The sequence below is a fragment of the Ruegeria sp. CDSA079 genome (assembly GCF_059612245.1).
This window is the reverse complement of sequence record NZ_JBXWQF010000007.1, coordinates 14,061-30,455: the sequence shown is the minus strand read 5'-3', so window position 1 is coordinate 30,455 and position 16,395 is coordinate 14,061. Positions and strand designations below refer to the sequence as shown.

The following is a 16,395-nucleotide window of genomic DNA, read 5'->3' as shown; positions in this document are numbered from 1 at the left end:
GAGAGGCCGGAGGGCGTTGCCCCCCGGACCCCCGAGGTATTTTAAATCAGATGAAGCTAAATCGGATCAGAATTCGACAGGGCCGTCGAGTTCATGGACCTGCCAAGGAAGGCCGTGATTGTTCAGCATGTCCATGAAGTCGTCCGGGTCGAGCTGTTCCATGTTCCACACACCGGGCTCGCGCCAGTTGCCCTTCAGCAGCTGTGCTGCACCGATCATGGCGGGGACGCCGGTGGTGTAGCTGACCGCCTGCGATCCGACCTCGGCATAGCATTCCTCGTGGTCGCAGATGTTGTAGATGTAATAGGTCTTCTCACCCGAACCGTCTTTGGCCTGGCCTGTGGCGATGTCACCGATGCAGGCTTTGCCCTTGGTCTCTGCGCCCAGATCGCCGGGATCGGGCAGCAGGGTTTTCAGGAACTGGATCGGGATGATCTCCTTGCCGTCATGCATCACCGGGTCGATGCGGGTCATACCCACATTCTCCAGCACCTTGGCATGGGTGATGTAGGCGTCGCCGAAGGTCATCCAGAAGCGAGCGCGCTCGATCTCGGGGAAATGGGTCGAAAGTGACTCCAGTTCCTCGTGATACATCAGGTACATGTTCTTGGGGCCGATGGCGGGGAAGTCGTATTCGACCTTATGGGTCATGGCGGGCGAGTGTTTCCATTCGCCGTTTTCCCAGTGACGCACTTCAGCCAGCACTTCGCGCAGGTTGATCTCAGGGTTGAAGTTGGTGGCAAACTCCTGATCGTTGGACCCGCCATTGGCGTCCAGAACGTCGATCTGACGGATGGTATCCAGCTTGTGTTTCTTCAACCACTTGGCAAAGACGCTGGTCACACCCGGATCGAAGCCCGAGCCGAGGATGGCGGTCAGGCCCGCCTCTTTAAACCGCTCCTGATAGGCCCATTGCCAGTGATACTCGAACTTGGCCTCATCCTCGGGCTCATAGTTCGCGGTGTCGAGATAGTGGATACCGGCCTCGAGGCAGGCGTCCATCAACACCAGATCCTGATAGGGCAGGGCGAGGTTTACAAGGATTTCCGCTCCGGTTTCCTTGATCAGCTTAACCGTGTCTTCGACCTTGTAGGCGTCCAGCTCGGCGGTCGCGATATCAACGCCTACACGCTCTTTCACCGCTTTGGCGATGGCGTCGCATTTCGACTTGGTGCGGCTGGCCAGGGTGATCTCGGTAAAGATGTCCGAATTCATCGCCATCTTGTGCACGGCGGCGTGCGATACGCCGCCTGCGCCGACAACCAGTGTTTTGCCCATGGGGTGATCTCCTCTCACAGGGGGTTATTCGTAATAGGTGTAGCCGTTGATCGAGTCGCGATAAGCGCTCATCAGGGTTTTGCGGTCCTTGGCTTTAAGAGTCCCGGTCGAGATCGCCTCGTCCACCATTTTGCGGAAGGCGGCGACGCAATCCTGCGGATCGAACTCGACATAAGACAGGACCTGGCTGATCGTGTCGCCCTCTTGTTCGTGCAGCAGGTCAAAGCCGCCGTCTGCACGCAGGTCGATGGTAACGACATTGGTGTCACCGAACAGGTTGTGTAGATCGCCTAGCGTTTCCTGATAGGCGCCGACGAAAAACACTCCCATCAGGTATTCTTGATCCTCGGGCAGGGAATGCACCGGCAGGCTGGGTGAAACGCCGTCGGCCAGAATGAACCGGTCGATCTTGCCATCGCTGTCGCAGGTGATGTCGGACAGAACTGCGCGACGGTCCGGGGCTTGGTTCAGGCCTTGCAGCGGCACAATCGGATGCAATTGGTCAATGGCCCAGACGTCAGGCAGCGATTGGAATAGCGAGAAATTGCAGTGATAGATATCGGCCACTTTCTCAAGCTGGTCGTCCACGTCTGTGTCCAGATCATCACTGGCAGCAAGGGCTTTGACCCTAGCCATAAGAGACAGATAGATCCGTTCCGCCCGCGCCATCTGGCGCAGATCGACATAGCCGCGACGGAACAGCGCGCGCAGCTCGTTGCGGTAAAAGTTTGCGTCGTTCCAGCATTCTTGCAGGCGATCACTGCTGAGATAGTCATGCACGGCCACAAGATCCGAAACCAAGTGGTGGTCATCTGCTTCAACCTCGGGACCGTTGGGGGCATCGTACAGGGTACTTTCCAGCACGTTGAACACCAGCATGGACGAGGTTGCGACCACAGCCCGCCCGCTTTCCGTCACCAGCGTCGGGTGGTCCACCTCGGCCTCGTCCATCGCATAGGCCACGGTTTCGACCACGTTTGCGCAATATTCCTCGACCGTGTAGTTGATCGAGTTCTCAGCGGCCTTCTTTTCACCGGTATAATCCACACCCATGCCGCCGCCGAGGTCCAGATGGGTCAACGGTACACCTTCGCGGGTCAGTTCGGTGTAATACCGGCAGGCCTCACCCACAGCGCGGCGCACGTCGTTGACGTCCTGTACCTGAGAGCCCAGATGCGAATGCTGCAACTTAAGGCAATGCAGCAGACCGGCCACTTTCAACTTGTCCACCGTGGCCACCAATTGATCGGTGTTCATGCCAAAGGCGGATCGGTCCCCCGAGCTTTCTTCCCACTTGCCGCTAATCTGGTTGGTCAATTTCACGCGCACGCCGATCAAGGGTTCGATACCCAGTTCGTTATACACCTCGATCACCGTGTCCGCCTCTTTCGGGCTTTCCAGAACGATGACAGTGTTGAACCCGATCTTGCGACTGAGGATCGCCAGTTGGATGAACTCGGCGTCTTTTACACCGTTGCACACGATCAGTGCCTCGGGGGCCAGACGATGGGCTAATGCCAACACCAGTTCGGGTTTTGATCCGGCCTCAAGCCCATAGTTGTATTTCTTCCCGAATTCGACGATTCGGTCGACCACCTGCGCCTGCTGGTTCACCTTGATCGGGAAGACACCGCGATATGGACCCTTGTACCCCACACGCGCGATAGCCTCGCGGAAGCTTTCGTTCAGATGCGCGATCTCGTGTTCCAGATAAGAGGCAACACGCAAAACCATGGGGGCCTTGATGCCCCGGTCATCCAGATCGCTGAGAATACCCGGCAGGCTGATCGCCGCCGCCTCGAGCGCCATAGGGTTGCGCAGACCGATCTCGCCCTGATCCGTCACCTCGATGAGGCCTTTGCCCCATTTTTCAACTCCGTAGATGGAATGCGGTGCGTCGGGCGTCTGTTTCAATCAAGTCGGTCCTTAACTTAGGGTGCCAGTTTTGCGCCCGCCAATACGGCAGCAGTTTGATTCTTCCAAGTGTAAACTATGTGACGACGAAATCCGAGTTTTACGCAGGGCGGCGGACCGGGATCAGATGGTTGTCCCACTGGCACTTTGCACGGGTGCGGATCGCAGTGGAAGCGCCTGTCAACGCGCCAAACAGACCGGTTCCGGTGGTAAAAACCAGCCCGTCTGTCCCGGCACCCAGGCCGCAGACATCCTCCAATACAAAGGCCTTCGTAATGCTCCCGCTGGCGACGTCGAACTGATGCAGTGCATTACCGCGCGGGCAGGTGATGGCGATGGCCCCTCCGTCTGCCGAAAAGGCGACACTGCCCGCATAGCCCTGCAACGTGCTTTGATCCTTGTCGGGGGCTGACAGCAGACGCGGGTCTTCGCACCGACGGTGCAGGCCCAGCAGAGGCGGATGTTCCGACGTGCTTCCCTGCCACTGCATGGCAAAACCCACCAGCCCGTCCAGCCGCACGGCCAGATGCCGGATTGAGTTCTTGTGCAGGTCGTGCGGCAACGAAACCTGATCCTGAACCGTGCCCGAAATGCTCAGATAGGTCAGATTAGGGTCCATTACCGGCAGGTTCAGCTTGGTGCGTCCGGTTTCGGGATGCGTTTCGATCCCGCCATTGGCAATCACCAGCGTTTGCTCGTCGGGCATCAGGCGCATGTCATGCGGTCCGACGCCGCCCGAAGAAAACTCTCCTGTCCGTGCAAAGTTCTGCGCGTCCCAGACGCTGATGACGCCGGTCCCGGCCTCATAGTCATTCTCGGTCGCGAAGAAAGTCGCACCATCCGCCGAGAACGTGCCATGGCCATAGAAATGGCGACCGTCAGGGGCAGTGAGTTGCGCAATCTGCGCGCCGGTGGCGCAGTCAACGACAACGGCAAATGTACCGGGGCGGCGGGCAAAAGCGACGGCCTGTGCTTTGAACGGATGCGCTGCGGCGGCATGTCCACGAGCGGGCAAGGGCACCGAGAACAGGGTTTCGCCTTTTTCATCCAGCCCCGCCAGCCGGTGTGAGCCATCGGGAAACAGCCCCGCCGCCAGAAAGTCAGGTGCACCAACTGAAGCCCATCCGCGGATTGGTGAGAGGGTGGCAGCGGCTAGACCGGCAAGGAAGTGGCGGCGCGACGGCATGGATCAATCCCCGTCCAGCGAATTAAAGCCCGCGCTGATCCCCAGTGTCGGGCCAAGCTCGGTTGAGGCAATGGCGCGGATGTCTTGTACAGATTGCTGCAAGGCTTCAATGCGGAACCGTGCTTGGGGATCTGTAACTCCGGCCAATGCCGGGTCGTCAATGGATTGGGCGTTCTCGATGGCGCGGGCAAAGGCAGCGTCCAGATCAGCGGCAATTTCGGGATGGTCAAAAGACAACCGCGCCGCCAGATCACGCAGGGCGATCAGCGAAAGTTCCACATGCCGCAACGATCGCCCGGACCGACGTGTTTCGGCCCGGTTTGGGCGGGGGCGATCGAAGGTGCCCAAAGGGCGTCCCAACCGGGTGTCGGCGGTGAACTCAAGACCCGTGGTCAGGGCTTTGAACAGCTCCTGCATCGCCTCATCCTGTGTTCGGTAGCGGCTGTCCTCTCCGGGTCGGGTCAGGCTTGGGGCATAGCTCTGCCAGTCTTCGGCCATCGCTTGCGCGCTGGCATCGATATCCGCCGTAATCGCCTGAACCAGTGCGCAGCGATATTCAGCATTGCCCTGCTCTGCAATAACGGGGTCGAACAGCATCCGCTCGAGCGCAAAGAACCCACGCCCTGCAATGGACGTTTCGGAGTAAGCCTCGGGGCTTTGCACGGCGTCATCTTCAATCGCGATATGCTGGGAAAGGGCCTTAGAGGTGAACCCTTTCGTGTCGGGCCAGAACGCCATGGCGAAAGCGCGATCATCGACCTCGGTCGGCCCAAACCGCAGATGGCTGGCGGAAATCCAGCTGTCAAAAGCGTCATCATATGCTGCACGCAACGCAGGCGAGGTCGGGGTGCAATCCACCAGCGCCGCGCTGACCAGCGCTCCGGTCGTTTCCGGCAGCTTTGCGAACCGGGGCAGGATATGCGTCTCAGCCACATCCATCAGGATCGGCGCACGATCTTGTGCCGGTGAAGCGACGGGCATTATCAACGCGGCGATTAGGGGCAGGTAACGCATGGGTCAAAGGCTCTCCAGAAAACGGATCAGGGCGTCGCGGTCCGTCTTGGGCAGCGACACAACGGTGTCCCGCGCCGCCTGTGCCTCACCGCCATGCCACAGGATCGCCTCTAGCAGATTGCGCGCCCGTCCGTCATGCAGGAATTGTGTGTGGCCCGATACACGCTCTGTCAGACCAATACCCCACAAGGGCGGTGTGCGCCATTCACGGCCCGTCGCGCGGGCCTCGGGGCGATGGTCGGCCAAACCGTCGCCCATGTCGTGAAGCAGCAGGTCGGTATAGGGCCAAATCAGCTGAAAACTGTGTTCGGGGCGATCTTCCATGCGGTGGGTGACATGCGACGGCGTATGACAGGATGCGCAGCCGGTCGTGTGAAACACCTCTTTCCCGCGCAGCACCTCGGGATCGCCTACGTTACGGCGACCGGGCACACCCAGATTGCGACTGTAGAAGTCCACCAGATCCATGCCCAACTGATCGATCTCGAACCCGCGCACGTCATTGTCGCCATGCGGGGCCTCAACGCAGTTCACCTGCAAATCGGTGCAATCGCCGTGCGAAGCCGGATAAAGCGGGTTGGAAATGCCGATATCCCCGGCAAAGGCCGCAGCCGATTGCTCCATAATCGTCGGCATCCCGGCCTTGTACCCAAACCGACCAATCATCGGCGCGCCGTATTCCACGGACCAGACGATGTTTGGACGGCCCGAAATGCCATCCCCATCCGCATCGTCAGGATCTGCTTTGACCAACAGATCCTCGACCGGGATCGCCTCTAGCAGGCCAAGCCCGATCATCTGAGGCGCGACCCGTGGGCTGAGCATTGCGTCCGGGTGCAGCGGGCCGTAGCCCAGATCGGCCGCCTGATAGGTCGGACTCCGCAACGTTGCGGTTTCGCCATCTGACAACTCTATCTGGATTTCCTCGTGCGAAATATCCAGTCGATATTCTGCCTGATGCCCTGTCAGTGCAAAATCCTGCATCTGTCCGCCATAATTGGGCTCGTGTAGGGTGGCGATGTAATCTGCGATCTCGGCATAGCCATCTTCCGGCGTGCCGGGAATCGAGACCCGAAGGAACATCGAAATCGCGTTATCATCGTGCCCGTTCGGCGTATGCCCGCGCCCGTCCTTGATATGGCAACGCTGGCACGAGCGTGCGTTATAAAGCGGCCCCAATCCGTCAGAGGCCAGCGTTGATGACGGGGACGAGACCCAGATTTTCTTGAACAGCCCGTTGCCGACCTTGAAATCCAGCTCCTGATCGAAACTCAGATTGCCCGAGGGTTGCGAAAACGCATCGGCGTCATTGCGCACCCGGACTGTCGCGGCCCCGGCAGAGAGGTCTTCGAACGACTGCGGCGCGCTGAAATACTGCGGTGGCGCCGTCACAACGGCAATTCGAGCGCGCTCATCATCGGTGCGGGGGGTGATGTTCAAATGCAGATCCTGTAGCTCGGCTGACAGGGAAGGGGTGGCCGCAAGGGCGGCCACCGACAGGGCAAAAAGGCTACTCGCCTTCGTCCATTTTCGATGCGTTAAGTTGCGCATAATTGGCTTCGCCGATCCTTTCGTACAGGTCGAGCTGCGTTTCGAGGAAGTCGATATGCCCCTCTTCATCGGACATCAATTGCTCGAACAGCGACATTGAGACATAGTCGCCGGCCTCCCGACAATATTCGCGCGCTTCCTTGTACAAGGCCCTTGCATCGATCTCGGCCGCAAGGTCGCATTCCAGCGTTTCCTTGGGCGTCTGCCCGATCCGCAGCGGGTCCAGTTTCTGAAGGTTGGGGTGACCTTCCAAAAAGATGATCCGTTCGATCAGCTTGTCCGCGTGGCCCATCTCTTCGATGCTTTCCTCACGGCTTTTCTTGGCCATGTGGCCAAGGCCCCAGTCTTCCTGCAACCGGTAGTGCAACCAGTACTGACTGACTGCAGTCAGTTCATGCCGCAGAGATTTGTTGAGATATTCGATGACCTTTGGATCGCCCTTCATCTGCTTTCTCCTGTGATGCTCCGGCGCGTAAGGCGCGGAGCTGCATCGGTACTTCCAGATTATCGCTTGCCCGCATTGTGTCTAGGAAAAGAGGCATACACCCGCCACAATCCGCCGACTTTCCAAGAGCATGGTAGATTTTGCCGGGGGTGATGATTGTCCGCGGATCCGCTGTGCGCATCCAGTCGATGGCCGCGCGGATGTCGTGATCTGATATGTTTGTGCAGTGGCAGACAATCATTGTTGTTGGCTCTGTCTCGCGCCCCGATAGGCGATCAGGAGGGTTTGAAGGGACCGGAGAGTCGCTCTCCCCGGCCCGGTCGGAGATTACTGGAAGACGGCGTTGGGGTTATCCAGGCTGTCCGAACCTTCGAACGCGATCCCGTCCAGTTCCAGCGCTGACACGATGCGTTCGATTGTCTTGGTCTGATCCACCAGACCTTTGACACCACCCATGATCAGGGCCTCGCCACCTTCGTTGCCACGCTCCAGCATCTGGTCATAAGCAAAACCTGCCTCGGCGGTCGATTTGATGTTGCCCAGGGCCTGCATGGTGGCGCCCAGCTTCGCTTTCATCTCGGCATCCAGCGCCGGATCGGTCGCGATAACCAGATCGGCTAGCGATGCGCCCGAAACCGGAGTGCCATCGATGCGGGTATAGCTGCCCAGATAGACGTTCTGGATGCCCAGACCGTCATAGTAATGGCTGTTATGGGTGTTGTCCGAGAAGCAGTCATGCTCTTCCTCGGGGTCATTCAGCATCAGGCCCAGACGCATCCGTTCACCGGCCTGCTCACCATAAGACAGTGACCCCATGCCGGTCAGGATCGCACTGACACCTGCTGCTTCGTTCTCCATCAGTGCTGTGCGGGCCGCACCGCCTTCTTTCCACTGCTCCGCCATCCAGGCCAGATCGCTAACCAGCAGTTCGGTGGCGGCACTCAGATATTGACCGCGACGGTCACAATGGCCGCCAGTACAGTCGTCACCCGGCGCATAATCGGTGGTCGGTCGGTTGCCTGCGCCTGCGTCGTGGCCGTTCATGTCCTGACCCCACAGCAGGAACTCAATCGCGTGATAGCCGGTCGCCACGTTGGCTTCGATGCCATCGGCCTCGTGCAGCGTGTCGCTCAGCAGCTCGGGAGTAATTTCGCTGGCGTCGATGGTCTCACCTGACAGCTCGAAGCTGGGGTTGGCGATGACGTTTAAAACGGCGAATTCGTTTTCGTCAGTGGCGCCGCCATAGGCGGCATGCACATAATCAATCAGTCCTTCGTCCAGCGGCCAGGCATTCACTTTTCCTTCCCAGTCATCAACGATGGCATTGCCGAAACGGTAAACCTCGGTCTGCTGATAGGGCACGCGCGCCGCGATCCAGGCTGCTCGGGCTGCGTTCAGCGTGGCGTCTGTCGGATCAGCGATCAGTGTATTGACTGCTGCTTGCAAACGTTGCGCTGCAATCAGGCTGTCTTCAAATTTGGCCTCGGCAATATTGGTATATGTGTCCAGAACGTTGGCCTTCGACGGGACATCTTTGGCAAATGCGGTGGTTGTTGCGCAAAGAGCCAGAGTGCTGGCCGCTGCAAAAAACTTGGTCATGGAAGGTGGTACTTTCCTGTCTGATCGTGCGGGAATGTCCCGCTTTTGTTGTGGCGAAATATCTGAGTGAAAAAGTCGACAATGTCAACCTGAGTTTTATTGTCAGGTTAAGGGTGAAGCAAAGAGCGGCCGACCTCCCCATATCTGGCGGGGTCGAAACAGGTTGTTGAGATTGCGCGGCAGTTGATTCGCGCTAGAATCAACAACGTGATTCTGTTTGTGGTGTTCGGTTAATGAAGTGTGCAGTTTTGGCCATGTCCCTGTTTCCTGCAGTTCTTGCGGCGCAAGCGACGCAGATTGTTACGCCTCATAACCATGGTTCGGGCCAGTTGGATTTCGTGCTGTCTGAAACCGGGTTTTCTCTGACGCTCAAGGTCCCAAGCATGGATATCGTAGGGTTTGAGGCTCCGGCCGCCAGCGATGACGAGCGCACGCAAGTTGCTATTGCGATTTCCGAGCTGTCCAAGCCCTTGAACCTGTTCGTCGTGCCGTCCGAAGCGATGTGCTTCACCACGTCCGCCAATGTGATTCTAACTCATGAGATAACAGATCAAGGCACAGCTGGTGATGCCTCCAAAGGCGTGTCTGACGAAAGTCACGCAGAGTTTCAGGCAAACTACGTCATTCAGTGTCAGGACCTCAGCGCGGCGAACAGCTTGGATCTTGCCTATTTCGAGCGTTTCAGCGGAACGGAAAAGCTGACTGTCCGCATTGCATCCAATGGGACAACACAATTCCATGAGACCACGCGCGCCACACCTCGTTTATCCTTACCGTAAACGTAAAGACCGCCGCTCCCGGTATCGAAGTGTTTCAATGGTTAGGAAGCGAGGCATTTTCGTAGATGATCGAGTGCAGAGACAGAAGTACCTCGGAGTTGCGGGTCACGATCATCGCTTGGTGAAACCCTCAGTCATTTCGCGCGTGTAGGTTTCGCAGTTTATCGTTTTCCTAAGGTGGGTGACTGCGCATACCTGTCGAAGACGTTGGCGACATGGTCGTGCCAATCTCTAATCTGGAAGAAACGGTGGGGATACGGATTGCAGATGGACAGCGAAGTACCCTTGCAAACCGCAACAATAAAGCATGCGGACGGGATAAGCATCGTGATCCGCGATGCCATCAAGCAGATCAATGCTAAAGATTATCCGCCATCTGAAGTTGATCCTTTGAGGCTGAATTTCCGAGTGACAAAGTCTTGGAGCTAATGGGCAAAAGGCAGACCTTGGTGGCAATGTCGGATGGCATTGTTATTGGGACTGGAGCCCTCCATGACTCCGAAGTGAAATCGGTTTTCGTTTCTCCAGATTGGAAGGGTAAAGGCATTGGCACTGCTTTGATGAAAGAGCTGGAAGAGCGTGCTGTTTGTTTCGTTCGCGCCGTTCAGTAAATCAAGTTGAGCATCAGCAAGGAAACCACCAAGAACAGAACTGTCATGACGCCTCCGGAACGCACAAAATCCATTACCTTATAACCCGCCGGCCCCATAACGAGCGCGTTTACCTGATGGGTCGGGATGATGAAGCTGTTCGAGGTCGAGATTGCCACTGTTAGCGCAAAGGCGGCTGGGTTTCCGCCGGCGGCTACGGCAATTGAAACGGCAAGGGGCACGAGCAGTACAGTGGCCCCGACATTTGACATAACCAGTGAAAACGCAGTGGCCAATATCGCGACACCGGCTTGAAGCGCCCAAATCGGCCAACCGTTCAAAATGAACATGATTTGCTGGGCGATCCAAGCTGCGGTGCCGGTGTTTTGCACTGCTTGTCCGAGAGGTATGAGGCATGCCAGCAGAAACACTGTGTTCCATCCGACCGCTCGATACGCCTCATCGACACTGAGTACACGCGTGAGCATCATTCCGGCTGCGCCTGTCAAAAGGCAAAGGGACAAGCGAACGTCGGTGAACAGTATCAGTGCCAACGAAATAGCGAAAAAGGCTAAAGCCCACCCGACCTTCTGAGGCCGTAATTCATCTTGTGGAAAATCCGTTGTCACGACCACAAAGTCAGGATCGCGTTTGATCCGCATCAGGTTGTCCCACCTTGTATGTGCAACAAGCATGTCACCCGCGTGAAATTCTTCGAGCCCGATTTGAGTGGACTGGTGCGTTTCAGTCTCGACATGGCTGAGCGTTTCTTCACCGCGATGAATAGCAAGCAGCGACATGCCGTATGTCTTGCGAAACAAAAGCTCGCGGGGGCATTTACCGATCAGCTTGCTGTCAGGTGTCACGACGACTTCGGCTATTCCGGCATTGGTTGGTGCAAACTCTTCTACGAAGATATCCAGTTCAGGAAGAACAGTCAGACCGAATTTCTCTGCAAACTGTTCGGCAACCAAGCGATTTCCTATGATGGCAAGCCTGCAAGGAGCAGCAATCTCGGCTGTCAGGACCTGTACCATAGACGTTTTTCCGCGATAAAACGTGGATATAATGTAGAGATGGTTTTCGTGGTTTATGTCAGCCAGAATCTGCCCAACCAGTGGGCTTTTTTCTGGCACGATCACCTCGAAAACATCCGCCTGCAACCCGTAAACCCGTCGCAGGTATTCCTGCGTACCTTGCCCTGTGCCAAGATTGTCAGACCCGGTATCTCGAGGCAGAACCCAGCGCCCAAGTAGAAGAAAATACCCGATCCCGGTTAGGATCAAGACCGCACCGATTGGCGTCACCGAGAACAGACCGAAAGGTTCAATTTTCTGACCTTCAGGCAGCCCTTCGTTTGCAGTTTGGACCAGGTCATTCAGCAAGATCAGCGGAGATGAGCCGACCATAGTCATCGTGCCGCCGAGAATGGCGCAAAATCCCATGGGCATCAGTAGGCGGGACAGGGGAATTCCGGATCTTGAGGAAATGCGGCTGACGACCGGCAGAAACAATGCAGCTGCCCCGACATTTTGCATGAATGATGAAATAACCCCGACCGTCCCTGAAACGATCGGCAACACCCGGTTTTCGGCCGTGCCACCATATTTGAGAATAACCGCAGCAACTTTGTTCATGATGCCAGTTTTGTCCAAACCGGCACCGACGATCATGACTGCGATGATAGAAATAACGGCATTCGACGCGAACCCATCGAATAGGTGCGTGACATCTGCCAGGTTCTCAAGCCCCGGTGCGTAGCTGAGAAGGCCAACGAGGACCAGAACCAATATGGCGGAGAGGTCAATTCTGACAATTTCTGAAACGAATAGAAAGACGGTGAAGGCCAACAAAGCGCAAACCACTCCCATCTCAAACGTAAAGGTAACTTGTTCCACGGAGTTCACCGAGACTTTGTTTTTTGTTTAAAGTAAACACTTAGACTATCGCGCTTACCCTGTCATGATGTTTCGATTTTCATTGAGACAGCGCAACAAAGTTTCAAGGCATGTCAAGCAAAGGCTCTGCGGTAAAGTTGTTATCGATCTCAAAATTGACGGCGCAATTTCAAAGAAATGCGATCCGACGCCTGTGCCGCGCGAAACTTGATTTACGCGAATTGAACGCGGATTTATGTCTCCAACCGGGTGTGATTTCACTGTTCACAACGACCCGCTAGACTCATCTTTAGACGCCTCCATTCAGGTAGTTGGCTAACCCACAATAGCACATCGAGACCAGTGGGGGCGTCTACACCTTCTGAACCGTTTGAATCTTTCACGCATAGATATCGGACACGGTAAAGCTGTCTTTGATTAGTCATTTGCGAACGCCTGCTTTGTCCCGCTCAGCCGACCTTGATGCGGTCAGAACCGACTCTATGACCTATTGAAACCGTCAGATGACCGGTCTGAGCCTATTGGCGACATTTTTTCGCCTCGCGTTCCTGACGCTCAAACAGCTTTGCGGTTGGATGATGGACGGCTAAAGTGGAGTTACGGACGAGGGAGAAGTCCAATGCAGACAGTTCATACAGAACGTCACCGCGATTATCTTGGCCCGGTCACGAATACCGACATTTGGGATGAATTTCAGCTGCGGCCCAACGACGTGATTGTTTGCACGCCCCCAAAATGCGGCACGACATGGACGTTGAATATCGTCATGATGCTGATACATGGCAGGGTCGTTCCGGATGCCGGCAACAGAGAAGAAGCACCTTGGCTCGATTGTGGATTTCGCGACCGAAAAGCAATCGCCGCAAAGCAAGCCAGCTTGACGCGTCGGCGCTGCCTCAAAAGCCATACACCCATGGACGGCATCTCATATGGTTTAGAGCCAACCTATATCGTTGTGTATCGTCATCCGATCGATGCCCATTTCTCCTTTCGGAGCCACGTTGAGAACATGAAAGACGCTGGTCCCCTTTTAGAGATGTTCCCTGATGATATCCGGGCAGGCTTCAACAGATTTGTTGGGGGACCAGTGACCGATACGGGCACAGATGATCTTACAGTGCACTCCATTATACATCACTACCAGCAGGCCAGAGTGCGTGAGGGCAAGGGGAACGTGCATTTCTTCCATTACGCCGATCTGAGCAAAGACCTGCATGGACAGATTGCTCGGCTTGCTCGAATTTTGGAAATCGATCTGCCACCGGAAACTTTGACTGCGCTGACAGAGGCAAATACGTTTGCCAATATGCGCAAGGTAGTCGAAGCCAGCGAAAGACGCTTTCACAAAGATTCGCCCTTCGTGGACCAAGCGAAGTTCTTTGCTTCCGGCACATCCAACAAGTGGGAAGGCCGCCTTAGTGACAATGAACTCGCACGCTACCATGAACGTTGCGCTTCGCTCCTGTCGCCCGAGGACGCTGCCTGGTTGAACTGGGGGGATCAGCGAGAACCGTGAGGCTGTCGTCATTTGCTTTGACGCCTCGGTTATACACAAACGCTTAACAGAAACTTCGTCCCGCTCAGCATTGTTATGAAACGCGGCCAGCGAATGGCAGCTCCGTCCGCGTAGCCACTGTCTAATACTACAAAGTGCTGCCCTTTGAGCCAAGTCCGCTTCCTGTGCATTGCCTCAGTCATTGAGGCTCAGTGCTGCATTCTTATCGAAGGTCTGCATTGTGGCGTGCAGACCGGATATTGAATCAGATTACAGCCAATAGTCGCGCTGCTGTCTGCCAATAGACGCACCGCGCCATACCCGCCGATGCAATTGTGAATGTGAGATTAAATGGTACAGGTATAGTACCGGTAGCTTTCTAGAGGATGCGCGCGCACGAACGGGATCGTCTAGGCCTATATTTTATGGATTTAATGGTAGCGGAGGTCCGTCTTGGATACAAACCCCACACATTAACACTCTGTAAAATATGGGTGCCGTGACCTTCAAGGGGTAAGCCGAAAGGTCAATTGTCGTAGCGGTGCCCTGACTGGCGAATTCGATCAAAAGAAATTGGCCTTCACCGGGGTGCTCTGCGTTGAAGGTTGTCGCTATTGCGGCAAGGGGAACGTCTTACATAGCCTCCAAGGTATGCTGGAGGCCATTTCGAATGTGATCTTCCAACAGCCTCTTCGCCGTGTCGGCGTCTCTGGCCAGCGCGGCATCGAACATGCCCTTGTGCTCCTTGACCGCCTCTTCGCCGCGATAGGTCAGCACAAGCATCTGATACCGCAGGTACTTGTCGTATATGATAGAGTGCAGAGACAGAAGGTTCTTAGAGTGGCAGGCCGCGATCATCGCCTGGTGAAACTCCCAATCATATCGTTTCCAGGTTTCTTTCTCGGATTCGTCGCCCTTGAGAAGCTGTTGTTCCATCAGGTGCAGTTTGTGGTGTGCGGCAACCAGATTGCCTTCCCAATCCGTGTCGCCGTTCGCAATGGACAACTCCAACGCGTGGCATTCCAACAGGACTCGCAGTTCTGCAATCTCGGTCAGGTCTTCGTGGGAGACCGGCGTAACCAGAAATCCCCGTTGCTCGGGAGCTTCGACAAATCCGTCGCTGGCAAGCCTGTTCAGAGTTTCACGAAGTGTCGAAAGGCTCGCCGAGTAGCGTTCCTTCAAGGCGTCGAGCTTCAGTTTGGAACCGGGCTGCAACTCTCCGAAGATGATATCCCGCTTGATGTGCTGATAGGTGCTTGCACCTATCGTAGACGGCTGTTTCGCCATACGTTTCACCCGATATTCTCAGTTTCCTCATTCAATTAGCATTTTTCAGAGACATCAGCAATCCAGATCGATGTATGGTAAAAATAAAAATACCATACATTATTGCGGAATCGCGAAAACCCCAATACGGTCATGGCCAAGTTGGGCAAAGCAGCCCGATCGCAATCATCGGTTTCGGGATTTTCCGGACCCTCCGGAAGGAAGCAAAGTGTCTAAGAACTTTCGCATTGCCATCGTTGGCATTGGCCTTGTTGGACGCCGCCACGCAGACGCTATCCGAGCGTTGCGCCATGTTGATCTTGTTGCAGTAGTTGATCCCAGCGATGAAGGCCGTGCATATGCCGTTGAGCACGGGGTCGCACGTTACGAGACCCTCGAGGAAATGTTTGCAAATCAGACACCGGACGGAGCTGTGCTTGCGACCCCAACGACGCTTCATGTCGAACAGGGCCTCACGTGTGTTCGGCATAGTTGTCCCGTACTCGTCGAAAAACCGATCGCTGTAGAAGCCACCGCTGCACTGGAGCTTGTTCAAGAAGCGGAGAGGGCCAATGTGCCACTGATGGTCGGACATCATCGTCGGCACAATCCTCTGATCAAGTCAGCCAAAGAAGCCATTGTTGATGGGAAGATTGGAGATGTTCGCGCTGTCCATGCCAACTGCTGGTTCTATAAGCCAAACGAATACTTTGATGCTGCGCCCTGGCGAAAGAAACCTGGTGCAGGGCCCATCTCAGTCAATCTTGTCCATGATGTGGATCTTTTGCGGTATCTGGCCGGAGAGGTCGAGACTGTACAAGCGCAGTCGGCTGCATCGCAGCGGGGTTACGACAACGAAGATGTTGCTGGTGCGCTGTTGACGTTTGAAAGCGGGGCGATTGGGACCATAAGTGTGTCCGACAGTATCGTCGCCCCGTGGAGCTGGGAGATGACGTCTCAGGAATATCCAATCTATCCGTCGACCACTGAGAGTAGCTACATGATAGGTGGCTCTCATGGGTCGTTGTCCGTCCCCGATCTTCGACTATGGAGCTACCAGAGTGAGCAAAGGGATTGGTGGGTTCCAATCTCGTCAACCGCGCTGAAGAAGGGTGCATCTGACCCGCTGGTAAATCAACTCAGGCACTTTGTTGAAGTTGCTCGGCACGAAGTAGATCCGATTGTGTCCGGATGGGAAGGCTTCAGAACACTTCAAGTTATTGAAGCCATTCAGAATTCCTGCAGGACTGGTGAGACTGTTAGAATAAGAAACCTTCAAGAAATGCAGCAACAGAGATTGCAGACAATAAAAAATATCTGATATTTTGTAAAAAATCTTGCAAAATGTCCAAAATAGGTCAAAACTCAGAATCGGAAAAA

The 16,395-nt window shown here is 55.6% G+C and carries 14 protein-coding genes; 4 read left to right on the top strand and 10 right to left on the bottom strand.

All coding sequences use genetic code 11. The features are described from left to right. Positions 1 to 66: 66 nt before the first annotated feature. The 8 genes from AC2FJZ_RS09195 to AC2FJZ_RS09160 form a co-directional block, all read right to left on the bottom strand. The gene (locus tag AC2FJZ_RS09195; RefSeq protein WP_050604718.1) at positions 67 to 1,278 is read right to left on the bottom strand and encodes a saccharopine dehydrogenase family protein; all 1,212 of its coding nucleotides are present in this window, start codon (positions 1,276 to 1,278) and stop codon (positions 67 to 69) included. Between the two features lie 24 nt (positions 1,279 to 1,302). Continuing rightward, a complete protein-coding gene (gene speA, locus AC2FJZ_RS09190; RefSeq protein ID WP_496777164.1) occupies positions 1,303 to 3,192 on the bottom strand; it encodes a biosynthetic arginine decarboxylase in 1,890 nt (629 codons plus the stop codon). 100 nt (positions 3,193 to 3,292) lie between these two features. Continuing rightward, positions 3,293 to 4,378, bottom strand: coding sequence for a DUF1513 domain-containing protein (locus tag AC2FJZ_RS09185; protein ID WP_496777163.1), 1,086 nt, complete (start codon positions 4,376 to 4,378; stop codon positions 3,293 to 3,295). Positions 4,379 to 4,381: 3 nt separating this feature from the next. Further along, complete coding sequence (locus AC2FJZ_RS09180) at positions 4,382 to 5,392, bottom strand: imelysin family protein (RefSeq protein WP_496777161.1); 1,011 nt, start codon at positions 5,390 to 5,392, stop codon at positions 4,382 to 4,384. 3 nt (positions 5,393 to 5,395) lie between these two features. Next, positions 5,396 to 6,943 (bottom strand): di-heme oxidoreductase family protein, encoded by a 1,548-nt coding sequence (locus AC2FJZ_RS09175; RefSeq protein WP_496777159.1) that lies wholly within the window; start codon positions 6,941 to 6,943, stop codon positions 5,396 to 5,398. Then, positions 6,903 to 7,388 (bottom strand): bacterioferritin, encoded by a 486-nt coding sequence (gene bfr / locus AC2FJZ_RS09170; protein ID WP_050604713.1) that lies wholly within the window; start codon positions 7,386 to 7,388, stop codon positions 6,903 to 6,905. The genes AC2FJZ_RS09175 and bfr overlap by 41 nt, the downstream gene beginning before the upstream one ends. After that, entirely contained in the window at positions 7,336 to 7,629 is a 294-nt protein-coding gene (locus AC2FJZ_RS09165) for a (2Fe-2S)-binding protein (protein ID WP_496669584.1), read from the bottom strand. The genes bfr and AC2FJZ_RS09165 overlap by 53 nt, the downstream gene beginning before the upstream one ends. Before the next feature lie 86 nt (positions 7,630 to 7,715). Next, complete coding sequence (locus AC2FJZ_RS09160; protein WP_496777157.1) at positions 7,716 to 8,987, bottom strand: imelysin family protein; 1,272 nt, start codon at positions 8,985 to 8,987, stop codon at positions 7,716 to 7,718. A gap of 254 nt (positions 8,988 to 9,241) precedes the next feature. Between AC2FJZ_RS09160 and AC2FJZ_RS09155 the strand changes: the two genes are divergently transcribed. Together AC2FJZ_RS09155 and AC2FJZ_RS09150 are read left to right on the top strand one after the other, a co-directional pair. After that, positions 9,242 to 9,766 (top strand): ZrgA family zinc uptake protein, encoded by a 525-nt coding sequence (locus AC2FJZ_RS09155; protein ID WP_496777155.1) that lies wholly within the window; start codon positions 9,242 to 9,244, stop codon positions 9,764 to 9,766. A gap of 428 nt (positions 9,767 to 10,194) precedes the next feature. Continuing rightward, positions 10,195 to 10,377 carry a GNAT family N-acetyltransferase gene (locus tag AC2FJZ_RS09150; RefSeq protein WP_496777390.1) on the top strand — a complete coding sequence of 61 codons (183 nt, stop codon included), beginning with the start codon at positions 10,195 to 10,197 and terminating at the stop codon, positions 10,375 to 10,377. On the opposite strand, the gene AC2FJZ_RS09145 is transcribed toward AC2FJZ_RS09150, so the two are convergent. Next, positions 10,371 to 12,254 carry an SLC13 family permease gene (locus tag AC2FJZ_RS09145; protein WP_496777153.1) on the bottom strand — a complete coding sequence of 628 codons (1,884 nt, stop codon included), beginning with the start codon at positions 12,252 to 12,254 and terminating at the stop codon, positions 10,371 to 10,373. The two genes, AC2FJZ_RS09150 and AC2FJZ_RS09145, sit on opposite strands and share 7 nt — an antisense overlap. Before the next feature lie 619 nt (positions 12,255 to 12,873). Here AC2FJZ_RS09145 and AC2FJZ_RS09140 point away from each other — a divergent pair. Continuing rightward, the gene (locus AC2FJZ_RS09140; RefSeq protein ID WP_496777152.1) at positions 12,874 to 13,770 is read left to right on the top strand and encodes a sulfotransferase domain-containing protein; all 897 of its coding nucleotides are present in this window, start codon (positions 12,874 to 12,876) and stop codon (positions 13,768 to 13,770) included. Positions 13,771 to 14,382: 612 nt separating this feature from the next. Here AC2FJZ_RS09140 and AC2FJZ_RS09135 read toward each other — a convergent pair. After that, the gene (locus AC2FJZ_RS09135; RefSeq protein ID WP_496777151.1) at positions 14,383 to 15,036 is read right to left on the bottom strand and encodes a GntR family transcriptional regulator; all 654 of its coding nucleotides are present in this window, start codon (positions 15,034 to 15,036) and stop codon (positions 14,383 to 14,385) included. A 208-nt stretch (positions 15,037 to 15,244) separates the two neighbouring features. On the opposite strand from AC2FJZ_RS09135, the gene AC2FJZ_RS09130 reads away from it, so the two are divergent. Continuing rightward, a complete protein-coding gene (locus AC2FJZ_RS09130) occupies positions 15,245 to 16,336 on the top strand; it encodes a Gfo/Idh/MocA family protein (RefSeq protein WP_496777149.1) in 1,092 nt (363 codons plus the stop codon). The last annotated feature ends 59 nt before the right edge of the window (positions 16,337 to 16,395 follow it).

Bases quoted from the DNA above. Each gene is read 5' to 3' on its own strand.
- AC2FJZ_RS09195 (WP_050604718.1), bottom strand. From the start codon at position 1,278: ATGGGCAAAACACTGGTTGTCGGCGCAGGCGGCGTATCGCACGCCGCC.
- AC2FJZ_RS09185 (WP_496777163.1), bottom strand. From the start codon at position 4,378: ATGCCGTCGCGCCGCCACTTCCTTGCCGGTCTAGCCGCTGCCACCCTC.
- AC2FJZ_RS09180 (WP_496777161.1), bottom strand. From the start codon at position 5,392: ATGCGTTACCTGCCCCTAATCGCCGCGTTGATAATGCCCGTCGCTTCA.
- AC2FJZ_RS09175 (WP_496777159.1), bottom strand. From the start codon at position 6,943: ATGCGCAACTTAACGCATCGAAAATGGACGAAGGCGAGTAGCCTTTTT.
- bfr (WP_050604713.1), bottom strand. From the start codon at position 7,388: ATGAAGGGCGATCCAAAGGTCATCGAATATCTCAACAAATCTCTGCGG.
- AC2FJZ_RS09165 (WP_496669584.1), bottom strand. From the start codon at position 7,629: ATGATTGTCTGCCACTGCACAAACATATCAGATCACGACATCCGCGCG.
- AC2FJZ_RS09160 (WP_496777157.1), bottom strand. From the start codon at position 8,987: ATGACCAAGTTTTTTGCAGCGGCCAGCACTCTGGCTCTTTGCGCAACA.
- AC2FJZ_RS09155 (WP_496777155.1), top strand. From the start codon at position 9,242: ATGTCCCTGTTTCCTGCAGTTCTTGCGGCGCAAGCGACGCAGATTGTT.
- AC2FJZ_RS09150 (WP_496777390.1), top strand. From the start codon at position 10,195: ATGGGCAAAAGGCAGACCTTGGTGGCAATGTCGGATGGCATTGTTATT.
- AC2FJZ_RS09140 (WP_496777152.1), top strand. From the start codon at position 12,874: ATGCAGACAGTTCATACAGAACGTCACCGCGATTATCTTGGCCCGGTC.
- AC2FJZ_RS09135 (WP_496777151.1), bottom strand. From the start codon at position 15,036: ATGGCGAAACAGCCGTCTACGATAGGTGCAAGCACCTATCAGCACATC.